The organism is Streptomyces sp. NPDC048650, assembly GCF_043199095.1.
Lineage (GTDB): Bacteria > Actinomycetota > Actinomycetes > Streptomycetales > Streptomycetaceae > Streptomyces.
This window is the reverse complement of sequence record NZ_JBICVM010000002.1, coordinates 268,890-287,349: the sequence shown is the minus strand read 5'-3', so window position 1 is coordinate 287,349 and position 18,460 is coordinate 268,890. Positions and strand designations below refer to the sequence as shown.

The following is an 18,460-nucleotide window of genomic DNA, read 5'->3' as shown; positions in this document are numbered from 1 at the left end:
CCTTACAATCGCATGATTCACAAGAGGGGTGCCGCGTGCACGGCGTCTGGGGGCAGGAGAGGCATGGCAGCGTCGAGCTTAGAGGCCCTGCGGAAGGTGTGTGTTCCGAGGGAGGATGTACTTGAAGGCGGGTTAGCGGACAACCACTTCGCAGCGCAGCTGGACAAGGTGGTCCGCGACGCGGAGCACTATCCGGTGTACGGCGACGCGCAAGCGTTCTTCGCACATACTTACCCCACGAGCGGCCTCAAGACGCTGCTTACCAAGACCTTCGGCCGCCTGAGCGGAGCGAAGGGTGTCGCAGGGGAGAACGGCGTGCTTCGCCCCACGACCTCGTTCGGGGGCGGTAAGACTCACGGCCTGACCGCCGTCTACCATCTCGCCAGGGGTGCCCGGCCGTCCAACATCGCTGAATTCCTGGACCCGATCCTGCTTCCCGACGGCCCGGTCCAAATCGCTGCCCTGGTCGGCGATGCTCTCGACCCCACCGCGGGCATCGAGACCAACGGCCATCGCACCTACACGATGTGGGGTGAGATGGCCGCCCAAATCGGCGACGATGCGTTCGCAGCGATGGAGGCTAACGACACCCAACGCACGGCTCCAGGCACCGCCACGATCAAGGCCGCCTTCTGTGGCAAGCCGACGGTAGTGATCGTCGACGAGATCGCCAAGCACCTGCGTGCAGTGACCTCCTCTGGCAGCGAGGACGTACGCCGCATGGCTGGCGCAATACCCGTCTTCCTCGGCAACCTCTTCGAGGTTGCTTCCGACCCGACCAACAAGGTCTCGGTCATCATCACCCTGGCCGCGACCACGAACGCGTTCGGAGCAGAGACCACCGAGATCAGTGAGCTGACCGGTGAGGAGAAGGAGAAGGCGGACGCCGCCAATGCAGCCTCGGTCAAGGCCGCCCAGGAGACTGGTGACGTACTGGCCCGTGCGGTGCGGCCGAGTGCGGTGATCACGCCGGCCGATGACAACGAGATCGGAGAAATCCTCAAGAAGCGCATCTTCGCCTCCGTCGACGAGGATGCCGCCAGGGCAGCTGGGGATGCCTACCGGGGCTTATACGAACAGCTCGCCAAGACCGAGCAACTCGCCGGCGGCGCCGAGCACCCGGCTTCCTACGGCCACTTAGTCACAAAGACCTACCCGTTCCACCCTGAGCTGGTCCGCGTCCTCGATAAGCGTCTGGGCAACATAACCGAGTTTCAGCGCGCCCGCGGTGCCCTGAAACTCCTGGCCGAGGTCGTGGCCAACATCTACGCCGCCAACGACGACACAGTGATCATCAACATCGGCGATATCGACTACGCCAACGAGCCGGTCCTCAACCACCTCACTGACGGCCTCGGCCGCGCCGAGTACGCGAGCGTGGCCAGGGGCGACTTCGCTTCCAATGCCTCCCACGCGGCTGTCGTCGACGCTGACGTCTTCCCTGGCAAGCCTGCCTATGCCACCCGCGTGGCTCGCACAGTGTTCACCCACTCCCTGGAGATGGTCTCCACCGCAGGGGCGGGCCGCAACGACTGGCTGGTCGGCACTTTGTGCCCCGGCGAGGACGCCACCATCTTCGAGAAGGCGCTGACCGAGTCGGAGAAGGTCTTCTGGCATCTCTCTTACGACGGTGCTCGCTGGCGCTTCAACATTGAGCCCAACGTCAACGCCATTATCGAGACCGAGAAGCGCAACGTCGCCAACACTGCGGTCGCCGCAGAAGTCGACAGCCTGGTGCATAAGGCGTTTGCCAACGACGGTGGCGTCACCGCGATCCATTTCCCGTCAGGCCCTGTCGAGATCCCAGACAAGGACGCGCTGCGGGTGGTCGTTCTCGACCACGATGTTGTCACCGTCGATCCGCGTCACGCCGACCAGCCGCCGGCACAGATCGTGGAGATGCTCGACAAGGCCGGTTCGGTCGGCACGCCGCGCAAGTACCGAAACTCTCTGGTCTTCGCCCTTGCCGACGCAGTCCAGGTCCCTGCACTCAAGGATCGCGCACGTGCTCTGATCGCCTCCAACAACCTCGCCGCGGATACCCACCGGCTGGGCCAGTTCAGCGAGGAGGTCCGCAAGAAGGTCGAGGCATACGACAAGGAGGCCCGCCTCCAGGCACGGATCGCGGTTACCCGGTGCTTTAAGCACATCTACTACCCGGCCGATGAGAAAGCCACCGGTTACCTGCGTCACGGTGAGCTCGCCGCCCGGGCCCAGGGAGACCCGAAGAATGCCACCTCCGCTGTCGTCACCCTGCTGACCGACGAGGACAAGATCCGCACCAGCCCGTTCACGGCCTCCTTCCTCCGCAACCGCACTTGGGCCAACAAGGAGGCCACGAGCACGGCAGCGATAGCCGACTACTTCTGGTCCGACCATAAGGTCTCCATCGTCCGCAACACCTCCCTGCTGCGTGACGCGATCGTCAACGGCGTCAACCACGACAACTGGGTGTACTACGACTCCGCCAGAGGCAAGGCTTACACGGCCAACAACCAGGCTGGCATGTCGATCACCTTCAGCGTCGACACCGAAGTCATGACGATGACCGAGGCGCAGAAGCGCGGCCTGCTGGTCCGTAAACCCAACCAGACCGACCTCCGCTCCGTGCTCACAAGCGACCAGCTCACCGGCGCCGACCTCCGCGCCCGCCTCGAGGCCGCCTGCGGCGGCGAACCCTCCAAGACCGACGTCCTCGACCTACTGGCCACCGCCGTTCAGTCCAGCGAGTACGGCTGGTTCGTCGTCACCGACACCGAGCCTGCCGCCGGTGTCCGAGCGCTCTCACCCTCGGCGATCAAGGATAAGGGTCTCGACACCCTCCACGTCCTCCCCCGCGACACCGCCGACGAGATCCGCGTCGAGGTTCCCACCCGTACTGTTACCTCCAAGACCTTCTCTGCGAGCGGACCTGGCGGCGCGGCCATGCAGAGCCTGCTCGATGCCGTTTCCGACTACACGATCCGCAACATCTCGACCCTCACGTTGAAGGTGAGCGCGGATGCCGCGTCTGGCACCAGCGACCTCGACCTCGCCGTCGCCTCGCTCGGCATGTTGCAGAGGCAGACCATCACGGTTCGTTCCACCATCCGCGCCGAGTACAAGGGGCTCACCGGAGGCGGCATCCAATTCCAGGGCGCTGCCGAGCGCGCTGAGTTCCAGGTGGCCTACGGCCACGCCAAGAAGGCGCTCACCGCCGCCACGAAGGTGGTCGGCGACGTCACCCTCACCTTCCGGTTCCACCCTGCACTCGACGTCGACGACCCGCAGTTCGCGCAGATCCACGATGTGATCAAGAAGCTCGGCATCAAGAGCACAACGATGACGGCGGAGGTGACCAAGTGACCATGTCTCAGCGGGCGACGACTGTCCCAAGTCGACGGCTCGCTGCCGTCGCCGGCGTCCGCGGGTTCCGTCTCATCGTGAAGCCCGGCCGCGGTGAGACCTACGGCCTCACCGTCGAGGAGACATATGGCGAGTTCGGCTCCGTCCTTGCAACGGCCCTCGTCACCCTCACCCCGCGGCAGACGGGTCGCGTCGTCGACGCCCTCTTCGCTGCCGTGAAGCGATCGGGGCATCAGCACAGCGTGCTGGCCTTCAACCGCAAGGCACCCATCCGGCTCACCGAACCCGACGGCCTGCGCCTGGCCCTGATCCTTCTGGCTACCCAGCCCATCGCCAAGCATGAGCGCGTCCGCGCACTCGTCGCCGGCATCAACGCGATGAGCACTGAGGAGACTTACTACTGGTACTCCAAGTGCATCGGCGTCGACGCCAACCGCGCCCGCAAGTCTCTCCGCACCCTCCTCTCCGACGACTGAAAGCAAGCACCCGTGACAACGCGGCCCAAGGTACTGGCTGAAAATTGGCTGCCGGTGGCAGCTCTGAGCATCGAGTCACGACGCGAAGCTGCCCCGATCCCAGGACAGTTCCCAAAGCTCAAGACCCTCCATCAGTGGTGGGCTCGTCGCCCTATCGTCGCCTCGGCGGCCACAGTTCTGGCGGGTATCTTGCCGGCCTGGAGCAAGGAGCTTGCGGAGCGGCACCCTACGATCAGCGGGCTGCAAACCGAACGGGCATATCGCGACTGGTTCAACCGCCTCGTCGGCATTTGGGGAGACCCAGTGCTGGCGAAACGAACTAGTGATGCCGCCAAGGCCGTGGGTGTCAAACTCAAGGACAACCCATACACCTACCGCCCAGCGTTCAAGAACAGCGTTGGCGAGCAGGAGATCCGAGAGTTACACGACGTTCTCGTCGACACATGGGGCTGCCTCCCTGCCATTGCTGATGTGACCGCGGGGGGAGGCTCCATCCCTTGGACCGCGCTGCGTTTGGGTCTGCCGACCTACGCGAACGACCTCAACAGCGTGGCCGTGTCGATCTTGAACGCAAGCCTCACGATCCCAGCCAAACACGGCACGGCGCTAACTCCAGTCCTGCGCAAGTGGGGTCAGCGGATCGTAGACGATGCCACGGCCAGGCTCCTTGAGTACTTCCCGAGGTCTGGCAGGGAGACGGTTACGAACTACCTCTACGCCCATGCGGTGGCTTGCCCCCGTACTGGCCGGATCGTGCCGCTGATGCCGGATTGGTGGCTTCGGAAGGGGCCAAAGTCAGCCGCAGTGCAGATGCTGACTAAACTCGGCGGAGTCGAGTTGCAGACGCCGAGATTTGAAGTCGTGCATGGGCCGGATATCGACTTTGATGCTGACAAGGGCCTCTTTGCGGGTGGCCGCGCAGTCAGTCCGTACGACAATCTTGTCGTCGACGGCGACTACATCAAGGCTGAGGCCAAGGCCGGCCGCATGACTCAGGTCCTCTATGCAGTTGTCGTCAAGACCTCCTCTGGACGAACCTTCCGGTCGCCGACCGATGCCGATCTTGAGGCAATCGATAAGGCTGAGCGACTGGTAGCGGAGAACATTGCGCTCTGGGAAGCCACTCACGTCATTCCCTCGACCCCCATTCCCGAGGTGTCGAACTATGACCGCGGTCATCGGATGTACGGCATCAATAAATGGGCCGACTTCTTTTCCCCTCGCCAGCTCCTCACCCATGCTGCCTTCGTCCAAGCGTTCCGCAAGGTTGCAGCAGAAGCGCGGGCTGAGCTCGATGAGAGCCTCTCGAATGACATCTTCACCGAGCTTGCACTGATGCAGGGAAAGGCACTGAACTACAACGCGCGGCAAACGTCTTGGCACGTGAACCGTCAGTCGACTCGCGCTGTCTTCGAGAAACACAACTTTGCGTTCAAGTGGACCTTTGTTGAGTTTCCGGGACCAGGAGAACTGCTGCCGTGGTGTTTGAACCAGTTGATTGACGCTTACCACGAGATCGCACGTCTACTCGAAGAGACTGGCAGCAGTGCTCCCGGTGCACGCCTGGATCGCATGGTGCAAGTCACCGCCGGGCCCGCGGCCGATATCCCTTCCATACCTGATGGTTCCATCCGGCATATCTGCATGGATCCGCCGTACTATGCCAACGTCATGTACTCCGAGCTCTCCAACTTCTTCTACGCTTGGGAGCGGGAAACCCTCGGGGTTGTGGCGCCGAAGCTCTTCGAAGAAGAAAACACCGACCTCGAAAACGAGGCTGTGACCAACGGTGCACGGTTTGCAGCACTCGGGCCCCGTAGGAAGGCGATCGCTGACCTCGATTACGAGGCAAAGATGGCCGCGATCTTCACTGAGGGCCGCAGGATCTTATCCGACGACGGCGTACTCACGGTGATGTTCACCAACAAGAACGCTCGGGCATGGGATGCACTGGGCTCGGCGTTGATCGCAGCGGGTTTCACGGTTGAGACGTCATGGCCCGTCGCTACTGAGCCAGAGACCAGCAGCCACCAAGCCAACAAGAACGCCGCAGAGTCCACGATCATGTTGGTTTGCCGTAAGCGGGACCAGATCGATGATGGAGGGAAGCGGTACCTCGAAGACGTAGCCCACGAGGTTCGCACAGAAGCACGTAACGCGTCACTCCGCTTCGCAGAAGACGGTATCGAAGGTGTCGACCTCATGCTCGCCACCTACGGCCCCGCACTGTCTGTCATCTCACGAAACTGGCCCGTCTACTCGTCGATACCCGACGAGGATGGAGCCGACCGGCTACTGAGGCCCGAGGAGGCTCTGAATATCGCGCGCGAGGAGATCGTCGAACTCCGACGTCGCCGCCTCGTAGGCGAAGTGGTCCAAGTCGATAGCCTCACCGACTTCGTACTTATGGCCTGGGACATCTTCAAGGCGCGGGAAGCCGACTTCGATGCTGCTCGACTGCTTGCCCTAGCCGTTGGCGGACTCGACATAGACCACCTGACAAGAGCCAAGGTGCTCAAGAAAAAGGCTGGAACTGTGGAGTTGCTGACACCTGAGGAGCGGATCCGCCGGGGCAACGAAGGCGATGCTCCCGGAGTCCGCCCAGGGGCAGCCAAGTTTGGGCACCTGATCGATGCCATCGACACGATGCTTTACATCGCCAAGGTTGACGGCATGCAAGCCGCGAAGCGTTTCCTCGATCGGCATGGATACACCAGTGACGGCGCGTTCATCTCCACCATTCAGGGCCTGATTAACGCTATCCCTCGCAAGAAGACAAAGGGCGCGTGGACCTACCCGGAGGCGGGGCTTCTTGACACGCTGTGCACGCTTTACTTCGATAGTGTCCAGCTTCCAGTCGACGTACTCCCTGTAACCCAGATCAACGAAACAGTCGCTCTCTTCTAGATGGAGTGAGGTTGACCGAGCACGGCGACACGTTGTTTCCCGGCGCCGCCAAGTCGGCGGCGCCGGCGCAGGATGGCCTCTTCAACCACGACCCGGCCACGGCTGAGGACTCGTTCCGCAGCGTGCCGCTGAAGGCGATGTACTCGCCCGACGATGCACCGTTCGAGACGTTCTACGAACCTCTGCTTTCCGGGGCTGTAGCCTACGACCGTGCGGTCGGCTTCTGGTCCGGGGCAGAGTTGCAGTTTGCCGCGCAGGGCACTGCGTACTTCATCGCCAGTGGCGGCGTGATGAGACTCATCGTTGGTGCCCAACTCGGCAAAAGGGACGTCGATGCGGTGCTCTCCGGCACTCCGCTCGACGATGTGGTCGCCGAGCGTTTACTGGCTGACCCTGGCCTGGAGGGCACGAAAATCGTGCGGAGCGAGCACCTCAGCGTGTTGGCCTGGATGGTCGCCAACGCTCGTCTCCACATTCGGGTCGGCATCCCGGTCGATAAGCACGGCCACTTGCTCACCCATCAGGAGTCGGGCCGCTACTTCCACACCAAGTACGGTATCTTCACAGACCGTTACGGCCACAAGGTCGCATTCAGTGGCTCCAACAACGCCTCGGTCACCGCATGGGTCAAGAACCACGAGACCTTCGACGCCTACCGCTCCTGGCGCACCGAGTCCTGGGAGGACTACGGCAAGCCCAAGGAGCGAGCCTTCGAGCGGCACTGGCGCGCCGACCCTGACCAGGGTTGGGCGATCATTGATCTGCCCACCGCAGTCCGCGAGCACTTGATAGAGCATGCCCCCGACGCTCCGCCGTTCGCCTTCGACGCGCTCGTGCCGCAGCCGAGGCACGGAGAGGCCGATCACGCGGCACTGCCTGTCGACATGGTCCCCGATACCCAGGCGGCCTGGGAGGAGCTGGTCGCTCTTCGCGATGCGCCGAAGGGGTCCGCGTGGACTGGGGTAGGTACGGCGTGGGCTCAGCCTCTGCCGCACCAGGCCGAGGTGATCGACCGGGTGGTGTCAACGTACCCGCGCGGCTATCTCTTCGCCGACGAGGTGGGTCTCGGCAAGACCGTCGAGGCAGGAATGGTGCTACGCGAGCTCTTCACCTCGGGCCGAGCTAAGAAGGCGCTGCTGCTGGTGCCTGCCTCGGTGATGAAGCAGTGGCAGGAGGAGCTCCACGAGAAGATGAACCTCGACGTCGCCCGCTATCACAAGGGCGGCTTCGTCGACCGGTTCGACCAGCCCATCGCGACCGGTCCGGAGTCGAATCCGTGGTCGGCTTTCCCGATAGTGCTCGCTTCCTCTCACCTCGCTCGCCGCCGCACTCGCCGTACCGAGATTCTTGAAGCCGGACCATGGGATGTCGTCCTCGTCGATGAAGCCCATCACGCTCGCCGTCGCGGCTCCAAGGCGACCGATACTCCCAACTCCCTGCTCGCACTGCTGCAGGAGATGAAGAGGCGCGACCTGTGGCGTGCGATCTACCTCGCTTCGGCGACCCCCATGCAGATGTACCCCCACGAGGCATGGGACCTCATCGAGCTCCTCGGGCTACCAGGCAAGTGGGGTGAGCAGGCGTTCTTCTTCACGCAATACTTCACCAACCTCGGAGACCCACCTGAGAGGCGCAGCTGGAAACTCATCTGCGACATGCTGGAGGACTACTTCTCCGACCCACTCGCCGAACACGACTACGAGCTAGAGCAGCAGGTCAACGACGTACTTGGATGGGCCGACGCGTTCACGGTGACCAGGATGGCCGACAATCCACCCTCGCCTGACCTCATGGCGCAGTTCCCCAATGCCACCTCCGAGTGGATGGATAAGTGGGCTCGCAGGCACACCCCAATGCGCGATCGGGTCTTCCGCAACACCCGCAAGACCATGAGGGCTTACCAGGAAGCGGGCATCATCCCGGCCTCGGTCATTATCCCGTATCGGCACGTCACGGACGAGTTCATCCGCCTGACGCCGAACGAGCGGAAGCTGTATGACCGCATCGAGGAGTACATCCGCCGCCACTACAACGCTTACAAGTCCAACAAAGCTACCAAGGCCCTCGGCTTCATCATGACCGTCTACCGGCGCCGGCTGACCTCCTCCTTCGAAGCGATTAAGCGGTCCCTGCAACGCCGCCTCAATGTACTGGAGCAGGGCAAGAGCCTCGCCGATCTCCTCACCGACGACGACAGCGCCGACCTTGAGAACTCTCTCTTCGACCCTGAAACCTTCGACGTCAGTGCCGACCGCCTCAGGGAAGAGATCGTCGAGCTCCGCTCCTTCCTCAACGACCTCGGCGACATTTCCGGCGAGGACACCAAGGCCAAACAGCTCGTCGAGGATCTGGCTGAGTCGTTCAAGACGTATGACTCCTCAGTGGTCTTCACTCAGTACGCCGACACCATGGACTATGTTCGCGAGCGCCTCTTAGCTGCTGGCTACCACAAGCTCGGGTGCTACTCCGGCCGCGGCGGCGAGATATACGATCCCGTAGAAAAGGATTGGATCCCGGTCACCAAGGCCGAGATTAAGACCCGATTCCGTAACCGCGATGTCGAGGTCTTGATCGGCACCGACTCGATGAGCGAGGGCCTCAACCTGCAGACGTCAGGTCGTCTAATCAATTACGACATGCCCTGGAACCTGATGCGCGTCGAGCAGCGCATCGGCCGTATCGACCGCATCGGCGCCGCCTACGAACGCCTCCAGATCAGCAACTATTTCTACGAAGACACCGTCGAGGAGCAGGTCTACACGGGCATCAAGGAGAACTATGACGACTTCACCAACATCCTCGGCGGCGCTGCCCCCGTCCTCGGCACCGTCGAGAAAGTCATCGAAGACCTCGTCCTCGCCGCGAACCTCAGCGACGAAGTCATCGCCAGTGAGATCGCCGGCATTCGAACCCAGATCGACGACATCAACAACCAGCCCGTTACCACCGATGACCTCGGCACCCCCAACCAAGACATCACCATCAAGCCACCGCCGGGCCTGGTCGGAGACATCACTCCGTCAGACCTGGCCACCAAGCTCGCGAACAACCTCCTCGCAAGCCGGTGCCTAACGCCAGACGACGAGCGCCCCGGTATCTACACCCTCACCCTTGCGCGTGACGGCGCTCGTGTGTCCTTCGGACGTTCCGACGGCGCCATGTCCGTGGAGAGTTACTTGAGCCAGCCGTCCACGGCCTCAGTCCCCGTGACGTTCGACCGCGACACCTGGGACACCAGCAGCGACAGTGACCTCGTTTTCTTGACCTATGGGTCACCCGAGTTGGGATCCCTCCTACCCGCCGAACCCGGTGAGTGACCGGTATTGAGGTGGCCCCTTGGTACCCAGACCTGGATGACGGGCGCGGCCTGCTGTCCGTACAGCACGGCCGCTCGCGGAGCGGGGCGGCCCCTCCTGACAAGAAGCCCCCGACTCCAACCGCGAGCGCACTTGTGGTTACAAGAGCTCCGTACCGTCATAGACCTGCGCACAGCGGGCCCGTGGGTCTGCCTCCAGCCATGCGGCGGTGAACGCTGATGCTGGATCAGTACACCGCTTCCGCACCCGAACGCAGTGCTCTGTTCGTCAGCAGTGCGCGTTGCCCAGTCGTGGCCTCCGCGTTCCGGGGTCAGGAGACTGCTTCGAGAGGCAGGTCCGACGCGAACGAGGGTGGACGCATCGGTCCTGTGATGCCGGCGGGGCGTCCAGGCCGTCCAGGAGCACGATGACCCGGTCGATGTTGGTGAGGCGCTGCTGTCCGGACTCCAGCCTCCACAGGAAGGGTCGGCTCAGCCTCGTCAGGAGGGCCATGTCCTCGGTCAACGCGGCCTGGGCGGATCCTGTCGAGGGGGACTTTGCGGGGACTTTCCGCCACAGGGAAGGCCCTGAAAGCGGCGAAAGACACGAACGCGCTGGTCAGGGCCTATTTTCTCAGCACATCGATGATGTTGACGGCGAGCCCGCCCCGCGCCGTCTCCTTGTACTTGAAGTTCATGCAGCCTCTCGCTCACGGCAGTTGCTTTCCAGCCAGTGCTCTATCTCGCTGGGCCAGAACCGAAGTTGTTGTCCAACGCGGAAGCTGGGTATGGCCTGCTTCTCATGGTTGCCGTAAACCCATGAGACGGGCTTCTGGAGAAAGACGGCCAGGGTCGACACGGTCCACATGGGTTGGGTCATGGCTGTCCACTTTCGTAGGGCGGGCGCGACACGATATGGACGGATCGCGGCCGCACCAAACGGCCTCATGCCACGCCGCGTGACTCTTGTGGCCCCGTCGTGGTCGGCCTCCCTGAGGGAGATGGCGTTGGGTACGAGGTGACGCACAGTGAAGAGCGAGTGCGTCTCGGCCCGGGTCTGTCTGTGCTTCCACGCGCCGGCGCCAGAAACCAGCACCGATCCAGCACGACGCCCCCGAACGGACCGGATGGGACGGCAGTGGAACTCAGCACGAAGTCAGCACGGCCTGGCTTGAGCTCGTTAGGAGTTACCGAGCTCAAGCCGTTGACCTGCATGTTTGCCGCCTCGCACCGCGTCTGCTAATGCCCCCCATCCCAGTTCGAGAACATCTGGCTCAGGACAAAGCGGAAGAACGCCGACGGCAAGGTCGTGGGCGGCAGCGGCGGGGTCTGCTATCTGTACTTCCCGGTCCGTATTTCCGCAGTTCAGCGGCGCGCACTCGCTTCGGTGGGAGTGCGCTGAGCATGTGCACCCCGAAGGTGATGGCCTCCATGACCTGACGGCAGCGTCGCTGCCGCCGAGGAGGAGGTGGCCGTAGCGGTCCACCGTGATCTTGATCGAGCTGTGCCCATCCATGACACCTCGTGGATGGGCACACCGTTGCTCAAGCGATGGGGAGACGGGGCCGGCAACCTCAGCGTGATGCTGTCAGACTCCGCCGGCAAGCTGCACACACCAGCAACCTCTACTGGGATACCGATCACGCCGAGAAGTCCGAGATGGACTCGCTCAATGGCCGGAGGAGCTGATCATGGTCACGTTCTCTGCCCTCCTCCATGCCAACTTCGGGAAGCTCCAGGCCGCAGCGGACGAGTGGAAGCTCCTCCCGAAGAAGTACCAGGGTCTGCAGGAGCTCTTCGAGGCCCGTGTCACCAAGCCTCTGAAGTCCGGGTGGTCGGGCAACGCTGCTGAGGAAGCGCAAAAGTCTCTGGCCAAGATCAAGCAGTAGTACCAGGGGGCGGCGGTAGGGGCGCAAGCCACCGCAACGCTGCTTCGCGATGTGCACGCGGAGCTCAGCAGTGCGCAGAAGAAGCTTCGCCGGATCATCGATGAGGAAGCGCCGTCGGAGCACCTTGAGGTGTTGGGAGATGGGACGGTCGTCGACGTCATGACCCGGCCCGATGATGTTTCACCCTGGAACGACCTCACTGGGTACGGCGATAGGCGTCAAGCCGCCATCGACGCGATGAAGCACCGCATTGCGAAGGTCCTGCGGGAAGCCACCGAAGCAGACGAGGCTGCGAACTGGGCGCTGCGCCAGGACACCACGGAAAGAACGACGACTCGTTCAACAAGAAGATCTACACGTCTTTGGACGCGGCACGGGGAGCTCGGAAGGACTACGCCGAGGCACTCAGGCTTGCCAAGAAGGGCGGAGAGAATCTGTCCAACGATGAGCTGGCTCGCCTGGGAAGCCGCCTGGCCCGCGAGAACGACCACCGCCCCGACATCTCCGCCTCACGCGTCTACTGGACCTCCATCGCGAACATGACTCGCCGCCTCACCACACCCGCCCCCACCTGGCGCGACCCCCTCGGGCTGGCCGCGTGAACGTCATCGAGCTCCTGGCAGACCTCTGGGCCCAGCACGACGAGACCACGGCCCGGGCCGGCGAACTACGTGACCAGATCGAGCACTTGACCGCCGCCCTCGCCGAGACCGAAGCGCGACTCGCGGACCTGGCCACCACCCGGAAGGTCATCGCTCAACGCGTCCCACCCGGGACCGAGCCCGATCCACCCACCGCCTACCAGGCCATCGTGAACGCCTTCAACCAGCTCCCCGACCAGGCATTCAGAGCCCGTGAACTGCACGAACTCCTCGGCATGCCCACCGACGAGGCGACCGTCAACATCACCCGCAGCCGCCTCGGACGCCTCGTCCGCCAAGGCTTCCTCACCCAACCCGGACGAGGCCGCTACCAGAAACGGACTTAACGCGCTCTCACACCGCAATCAGCGGCCACACGGGAAAAGCTGCTTCACCACTCAGCCCGAGGTCAAGGGATGTCCTCGCTGGGGCAGTGCTTGGTAGGGCTTGTCCACAGGTGTCCGTTCACGCGCCCCGCCCAGGTGACACAGCTCTGTTTGGCGTACTGGAATACAGGGCCGGCGTAGTTCGCGTCCTGAACGGACTTGCGGACAGGTGGGTACCCGGTCGACTGCAAGGAAACCGCAAAGGATGCCTTTGGCGACTCCTCATTGCGAATGACTACGGCGCAGTATGAAATTGTCGAAGGCTCGAAGCCAAGGTACAGAGTCGCCGACACATCGTCTCGGCTGATGGGATGTTGATCGATGATCTTGTAGTCAGGGCCGCACATCTGCTGGGCGGAATACTGAACGGGGGGTTCTTCGGTCCCGCCGGAGCCTCTGAGCCAGATGAAGAGGCCTGCTAAGGCGATCGCGCCAACTATGGTGGCGGCGTACATCCAGCTTCGACGCAAAGCGGAATCCCCTTAACGTGAACAGCCGCTGAGCCCGGTCGCAGTGCCGGGCCCAGCAGTCTTAGCCTGCTCGTGTCACACTACCGGCCCAGTAGCTCGTTTGTCCTCTTCGTGACTCGCTGGGTATAGGCTTTCGCCTTCGTGGCAACTTCCGGGTTGTCCTTGAGTAGCTTGTTCTGCCAGGCAACCTCGACCTCATGCATAGTTTTGGCCACTCGGAACTGCTGACGGCACGTAACATCGCCCTTCGCCGTCGATATCTGCTCGGAGGAGGTGCTGTTGCCGGACCAGCGTTCGTCGTCGTTCGCGGCCCAAGGGTCCTTGTATGCGAATCCCTTCTTCTTCATACAGGCCGACCACTTGGACCAAACCGCCTGAACCCTTGGGTCCGTTTGCGTCTTATCCCAACCCTCGCGCTCAAGCTTGTTGAACGCGTCCTCGTTGGTGTCGGTTCCTGCAGTGATTCCGCTCACTTGCTCTTGGGCCCGGCCGTTGCATCCATGGCTGGGCACCGGCATGCCGTTGACGCGTGGTGCCGACTTGTGGGCTGCCTTCTGGCCGGTATAGCGGCCCTCCCAGCCGTACAGGACAAGCTTTGTGGTGGCATCGAGGTCGCGATCTTCGCTGGAATTCCTCGTGACGCGGCTGGTCTTTTCAGCTACTTGAGGCCAGCCGTAGCCGTACTTGGAGACTTTCTCCAGGTCATGATCGCCGTAACGCACGTCCATTCCGTTGCGGGGGCCTCCGGTGTCATCCGCCGAAGCCTCTCCCCAGGTCTTCGGCACATGCAACGGGTAAGTTACACCGAAGCTTTGAGCGCACTTCTGCTCAGCAACCGAAGTCGCCGCCAGCCGCAAGATGTTGTTCGTTTCGTTCTGGGTCACCTGATACTTCTGCAGCGGAAGCGTCCAGGTTGCGGGGTCGTCTGCCGTTTCCTTGACCCGCGGGATGTTCCAGACTCCCCGCCCATCCGACGCGTGCTGCTGATGCTCGCTTGCTGTCTGGGCGACGGCGCTATGACGGTTGGCGCTGGCTACGGCGAGTGCGCCCCCGCCCACGGCTGCAAGCGCAAGGAGTGAAATCGCCTGCGCTCTTTTAGGGAAACGCTGGGATATACGGCTGGCTTGGTCTTTGAGGTCCTGATCCGTCAGCACTCGGGCCCCCTCCACTTGAACGAGGCGTTCTCGTTGTACGTGTTCGCGAGTTTCCGACGCCCCGAGTTTACGTCGTCGTACACACCCTTGAACTGGCTGTGAAAGTAGACGCGCCCCGTGCAACCGCCATTCTTGTCGTTAGTCGCCGCGGCCGCGTGGTTCTTGACGTTCTTGCCGGCACCGGCTCCGGTCCCCTTGCAGAAGTTGAAGATCAGGTGACCGGCCGTACCGTCATTTGCCCCGAAGTTCTCCTCCGTGTACCCAAATCGAATCCAGGCACCCTCGTAATTGGAGCGGTAGTGGAACTTCATTCGCCAGCCCAAGTAGTCGTCGTCGCAGAGCTTGGGCGATACATTGGCGTCGTTCGCCTGCGCGGAGGTCGGCAGGGCAAGAGGAGTGAGAAGAGCCGACGCTACGGCTAGGCCAGCTGCTGATCTACGTAAACCAAATTTCAACTGTTCCCCCTGTTTGTTTGAAGGGTGGCGCACCACCACCCGTTGACAGTGAAGATAACAGTTGTTTACGGAAAACCCGTACGCCTAAGGTGTCTCCAAGGTGCTTGGCTGGATGTGATCGCCCGGGGGAATTCGTGGTTCCGCGGTGTGTGGAATTCCGCTTCGGCATGTGACCTCAACATCAACATCATTGCTGCATCTGTGCCGCCGCGAGGCCGGACTACGCGCTCGCGCTGGCCGGAATGCCTACCACCAGCGCGTGTCATGCTGAACTGAGCCGTACTCAAAAACCGTTGTCCTATCGATCAAGAGGCTTTCCTGGCCGAACAGGGTTCGTGCACGGGTGATCGCGTAGAAGACGCGTGACGACGAGCACGCTGTCATTGGATCGCCGTCTCTCGCGTACGGGCGAGCAGCAGCCCGGCCATCACCGAGGCCATGGCGTCCCCTCGGCGGCGATGATCCTGATCAACAGGAATTCTGTCGCCGGGTACTTGCGCGAGCCCAGGTGAACTGGCGGCAACGACGAGGCCGGGCGCACCCCGCATGGTGTGCGGGGTGCGCCCGGCCCGGTACCGGTGGGCTGCTACTGGGTGTTGTCCTTCGGGGTGACTTGGAGGTGGTCGATGCCCATCTGCCCGGAGCGCTCCTGGCGCGAGCCGCCCCTCCGCATTGTGCGCGGGTTGTGCCGGTGCGGTCGGCGGCTCGGAGCTCTCCTGCGCGGGGGCGTTGCTGCTGGACTCGCCGAAGGCGCCATTCGAGCCTCATGAGTGCTCAACCGGCTTGCGTCGGCGCAGAGCCATGCCCATGCCCATGCCCATGCCCATGCCAGAGCCTGGCCAACAGCCCTTCTGATCCCTCAACTCTGTTGTGTCACAGCGCTGTAGTAGACATCCGGTCCAACGCCGTCCAGCCCTCAGGCGGCAGCCCTAGCCATTGGGCCGGCGCAGGCTGCGGTACAGCTCGATCGCGGAGTCCGGCGGAAAGTTGGGGACGTAGGTGACGGCTCCGTCGCCTTTGGCGATCACCATGTGACTCCCACCCAACGGCGGCAGAGAGCCGGGCGGCGGTGGGGGCATGACGGCGTGGACGAGGAAGCCGATGTCGAACTCCGCTACGTACAACGGCGCCGGGTTTCCTTCCAGGTCCAGTACTTCGAATCGGGCGCGAGCGGCAGCCAATGCCTCTTCGGAAGTGGTGGGGACGGGCTGTACCGGTTTCGGCGCGTCGGGATGCGACACGGACTCTCTCCTGTCAGTGAAGGGGCGGCTGTGGTCAGGCGCGGTCATGGGGCTGAACTCAGACTGGGTACTGGAGAGTTGGTCGTCGCTACGTTGCTACGTCGAAAGGTTGAGTCGCAGCCGAGCCGATGCCGAAATCGATACGGCGCAAACACTCGACCCTGGCTGCCGTGACCGTGCTGCCGTGGCGGCCCTGCAACCCCGCTGTACGGTCGTCACACGCCCCGTGGTGCGGGCCGTGTCACTTGCTCGTGGACTTCAACCGCACCCTGTCGCCGAACTGGTTCTCCGGCTTCTACTCCTTGATCAGAGCGTTGTTGAAGTCCTCGTTCTCCTTGCTCTTGAACCCGTCGCCCATGACTGCGTCCCCGTTCACCAACCGGCGTCATCGAACTGCCGGTTCACGTCCGTTTTGTGTCTGTGCCAGCGTACCCAGAGGCACTGACAAGCCCTCAACGCCTGGGTGTCACAGTGCTGTCTCCGGGAGCGTCCGGCCGACATGCCTTCCGCGACAAAGCGATCGCCGTGTTCGGGGTAGCCGACGTCGAATTCGTGCACCCGCAACGGCGTCTGGGTTCCGGCAGGCCCGGTGGGGCCGAAGATGGGCGAACCATTTCGAGGGCCTCCCCATCGTTCGCCGGTAGGCGGTGCGCCGGCGAGACGGGGCCCGACCCTCCGTGGGCACGGGCACGGGCACGGGCACGGGCCCTGGCCCTTGGTCCGTATCAGGCCCCGGGCTCAACCGTGGTCTCCGACTCGGTGGCGTGGCGGATCTCGGTCATGCGGTCGCCCAGCGCGTCCATGGGGAGCTCGTTCTTGATGGCGTCGGTCGTTCCCATACGTCCCAGCAGGATGCCCTGGGTCATCGCCCGGAGCGGTCCGCTCGCATGGTGCTTGGGGGCGCGAAGGTCGAGCTGGTACCACGAGCCAGGGGGCGGTGGACGCCCGAAATCCGAGCGCCCGCCGGCAAGGCCTCTTCGGCGGCGGGCGACGCACTTCCCAACAGGACGCCGGCCCCGGGTCGCCATCCCACCTGCCAGGTGGGTGACCCGGGGCCGGCGTCTGTGCTCACACGATCGGCCGAGACGGCGTTTGGGGGCTCGTCGCCGAGGTGATCCCTGACAGGGCCGCAATCACCACCCCAACCCCCTTTGAGGAGCATCTATGCGCATCCATTCCGCGATCGTCGCCGGCGCACTGGCCGCCACCATCGTCCTCGGCACTGCCAGCACCGCCATGGCCGGCGGCGGCGAGCACCGCCGTCACAGCTACCGTCACGGCTGCAGCTTCTCGGCCGGCTTCTTCCGCGGCGAGCCGATCGTCGAAGACGGCTGCGCCGAGCGCGGATTCAGCAGCTACGACCGGTAGGAGCTCACTCGATGTCAGCACCCCACGTTCGCGCGGCGGGGTGCTGTACGACCAGGACGGCGATGTCGCCCTCCCAGTCGCCGGGGAACTGGCGGAACAGCTTGACCCTGAGGACGCAGCAGCCACCCGGAGAGCATGGCCGAGCAGACGGGTTGGCGTACCGGGAAGGGCTGAGGCACGCCCTCGCACCCGCCGGTGCGAGGGCGTTTTGGTGTGTCGGTCGAGCTGGTCACCGAGCCGCCGTGGCAGATGCGGCGCATGCGCCCGAGCCCCTTCAAACGGGTCAGGCGCTCCGGGGCGGGGCCAAGAGTTATCAGCGCGAGCTGGCCGAAAACTTTCGGTGTCGAGCAGAATACGGGGCATGACGGATGGCACGCCCGAGGAAGACATCATCGAAGCCGCATGGCAGAAGCTGCTCGCCGCTCATCGTGTGGACGGCCGGTTGCTGCGCGCCGCCCACGCCGAGCCCCGACTACGGCAGCTGTTCCCCTGGGTCGGCATGGGTGAGCTGCACTTCAGCCGGTGCACGGAGCTGCGTTGGACCTGGGACGTCCCGTTCATCGCTCCGATGATGGGTGGCGGCTTCTTCGTCGGTGGGCCCTCACGGTCCCAGAGCGTCGGTCCCGCCCCGACCGCGGAGGCCGCCATCGCGATGGTGGTCGAACGACTCCCGCCAGGCTGCGGTCGTGCCTTCGTCGGCACGCCAGAGGAACTGGCCGAAAAGGAACAGTCGGAGTAGTCGGAGTGGCCGGAGCGGTCGGAGCGGTCGGAGTGGTGGGAGCGGTCGGAGTGGTGGGAGCGGATGCTCCTTTGGGGGGCGGGCCGCAGGAGCG

General features: G+C 63.4%; 12 protein-coding genes and 1 pseudogene. 10 read left to right on the top strand and 3 right to left on the bottom strand.

Annotated elements, in window-relative coordinates:
- The first annotated feature begins 63 nt into the window (after positions 1-63).
- The 8 genes and pseudogenes from ACGFML_RS07055 to ACGFML_RS07020 all read left to right on the top strand — a co-directional run bounded on the left by ACGFML_RS07055 (position 64) and on the right by ACGFML_RS07020 (position 12,900).
- The gene (locus tag ACGFML_RS07055) at positions 64-3,345 is read left to right on the top strand and encodes an ATP-binding protein (RefSeq protein ID WP_393540884.1); all 3,282 of its coding nucleotides are present in this window, start codon (positions 64-66) and stop codon (positions 3,343-3,345) included.
- Between the two features lie 77 nt (positions 3,346-3,422).
- Positions 3,423-3,821 (top strand): hypothetical protein, encoded by a 399-nt coding sequence (locus tag ACGFML_RS07050; protein ID WP_393540882.1) that lies wholly within the window; start codon positions 3,423-3,425, stop codon positions 3,819-3,821.
- Positions 3,822-3,833: 12 nt separating this feature from the next.
- Complete coding sequence (locus ACGFML_RS07045; protein WP_393540880.1) at positions 3,834-6,728, top strand: DUF1156 domain-containing protein; 2,895 nt, start codon at positions 3,834-3,836, stop codon at positions 6,726-6,728.
- 11 nt (positions 6,729-6,739) lie between these two features.
- The gene (locus ACGFML_RS07040) at positions 6,740-10,045 is read left to right on the top strand and encodes a DEAD/DEAH box helicase (RefSeq protein WP_393540878.1); all 3,306 of its coding nucleotides are present in this window, start codon (positions 6,740-6,742) and stop codon (positions 10,043-10,045) included.
- 1,233 nt (positions 10,046-11,278) lie between these two features.
- A pseudogene (locus tag ACGFML_RS07035) lies at positions 11,279-11,425 on the top strand (peptidase C39 family protein); the annotation flags it as partial.
- Between the two features lie 289 nt (positions 11,426-11,714).
- Positions 11,715-11,912, top strand: coding sequence for a hypothetical protein (locus tag ACGFML_RS07030; RefSeq protein ID WP_393540876.1), 198 nt, complete (start codon positions 11,715-11,717; stop codon positions 11,910-11,912).
- Positions 11,913-12,274: 362 nt separating this feature from the next.
- Positions 12,275-12,514, top strand: a complete 240-nt coding sequence (locus tag ACGFML_RS07025) for a hypothetical protein (protein WP_393540874.1) — start codon at positions 12,275-12,277, stop codon at positions 12,512-12,514.
- On the top strand, positions 12,511-12,900 hold the full coding sequence (locus ACGFML_RS07020) for a hypothetical protein (protein WP_393540873.1): 390 nt from the start codon (positions 12,511-12,513) through the stop codon (positions 12,898-12,900). The genes ACGFML_RS07025 and ACGFML_RS07020 overlap by 4 nt, the downstream gene beginning before the upstream one ends.
- Before the next feature lie 589 nt (positions 12,901-13,489).
- Here the strand turns inward: ACGFML_RS07020 and ACGFML_RS07015 are convergent.
- The 3 genes from ACGFML_RS07015 to ACGFML_RS07005 all read right to left on the bottom strand — a co-directional run bounded on the left by ACGFML_RS07015 (position 13,490) and on the right by ACGFML_RS07005 (position 16,259).
- Positions 13,490-14,563 carry a hypothetical protein gene (locus tag ACGFML_RS07015; RefSeq protein ID WP_393540871.1) on the bottom strand — a complete coding sequence of 358 codons (1,074 nt, stop codon included), beginning with the start codon at positions 14,561-14,563 and terminating at the stop codon, positions 13,490-13,492.
- Positions 14,557-15,057 (bottom strand): hypothetical protein, encoded by a 501-nt coding sequence (locus ACGFML_RS07010; protein ID WP_393540869.1) that lies wholly within the window; start codon positions 15,055-15,057, stop codon positions 14,557-14,559. The genes ACGFML_RS07015 and ACGFML_RS07010 overlap by 7 nt, the downstream gene beginning before the upstream one ends.
- A gap of 890 nt (positions 15,058-15,947) precedes the next feature.
- Positions 15,948-16,259 (bottom strand): hypothetical protein, encoded by a 312-nt coding sequence (locus ACGFML_RS07005; RefSeq protein ID WP_393540867.1) that lies wholly within the window; start codon positions 16,257-16,259, stop codon positions 15,948-15,950.
- 1,164 nt (positions 16,260-17,423) lie between these two features.
- Here ACGFML_RS07005 and ACGFML_RS07000 point away from each other — a divergent pair.
- Entirely contained in the window at positions 17,424-17,627 is a 204-nt protein-coding gene (locus ACGFML_RS07000) for a hypothetical protein (protein WP_393540865.1), read from the top strand.
- Between the two features lie 361 nt (positions 17,628-17,988).
- Entirely contained in the window at positions 17,989-18,366 is a 378-nt protein-coding gene (locus ACGFML_RS06995) for a DUF6193 family natural product biosynthesis protein (RefSeq protein WP_393540863.1), read from the top strand.
- The last annotated feature ends 94 nt before the right edge of the window (positions 18,367-18,460 follow it).

Bases quoted from the DNA above. Each gene is read 5' to 3' on its own strand.
- ACGFML_RS07055 (WP_393540884.1), top strand. From the start codon at position 64: ATGGCAGCGTCGAGCTTAGAGGCCCTGCGGAAGGTGTGTGTTCCGAGG.
- ACGFML_RS07030 (WP_393540876.1), top strand. From the start codon at position 11,715: ATGGTCACGTTCTCTGCCCTCCTCCATGCCAACTTCGGGAAGCTCCAG.
- ACGFML_RS07000 (WP_393540865.1), top strand. From the start codon at position 17,424: ATGCGCATCCATTCCGCGATCGTCGCCGGCGCACTGGCCGCCACCATC.
- ACGFML_RS06995 (WP_393540863.1), top strand. From the start codon at position 17,989: ATGACGGATGGCACGCCCGAGGAAGACATCATCGAAGCCGCATGGCAG.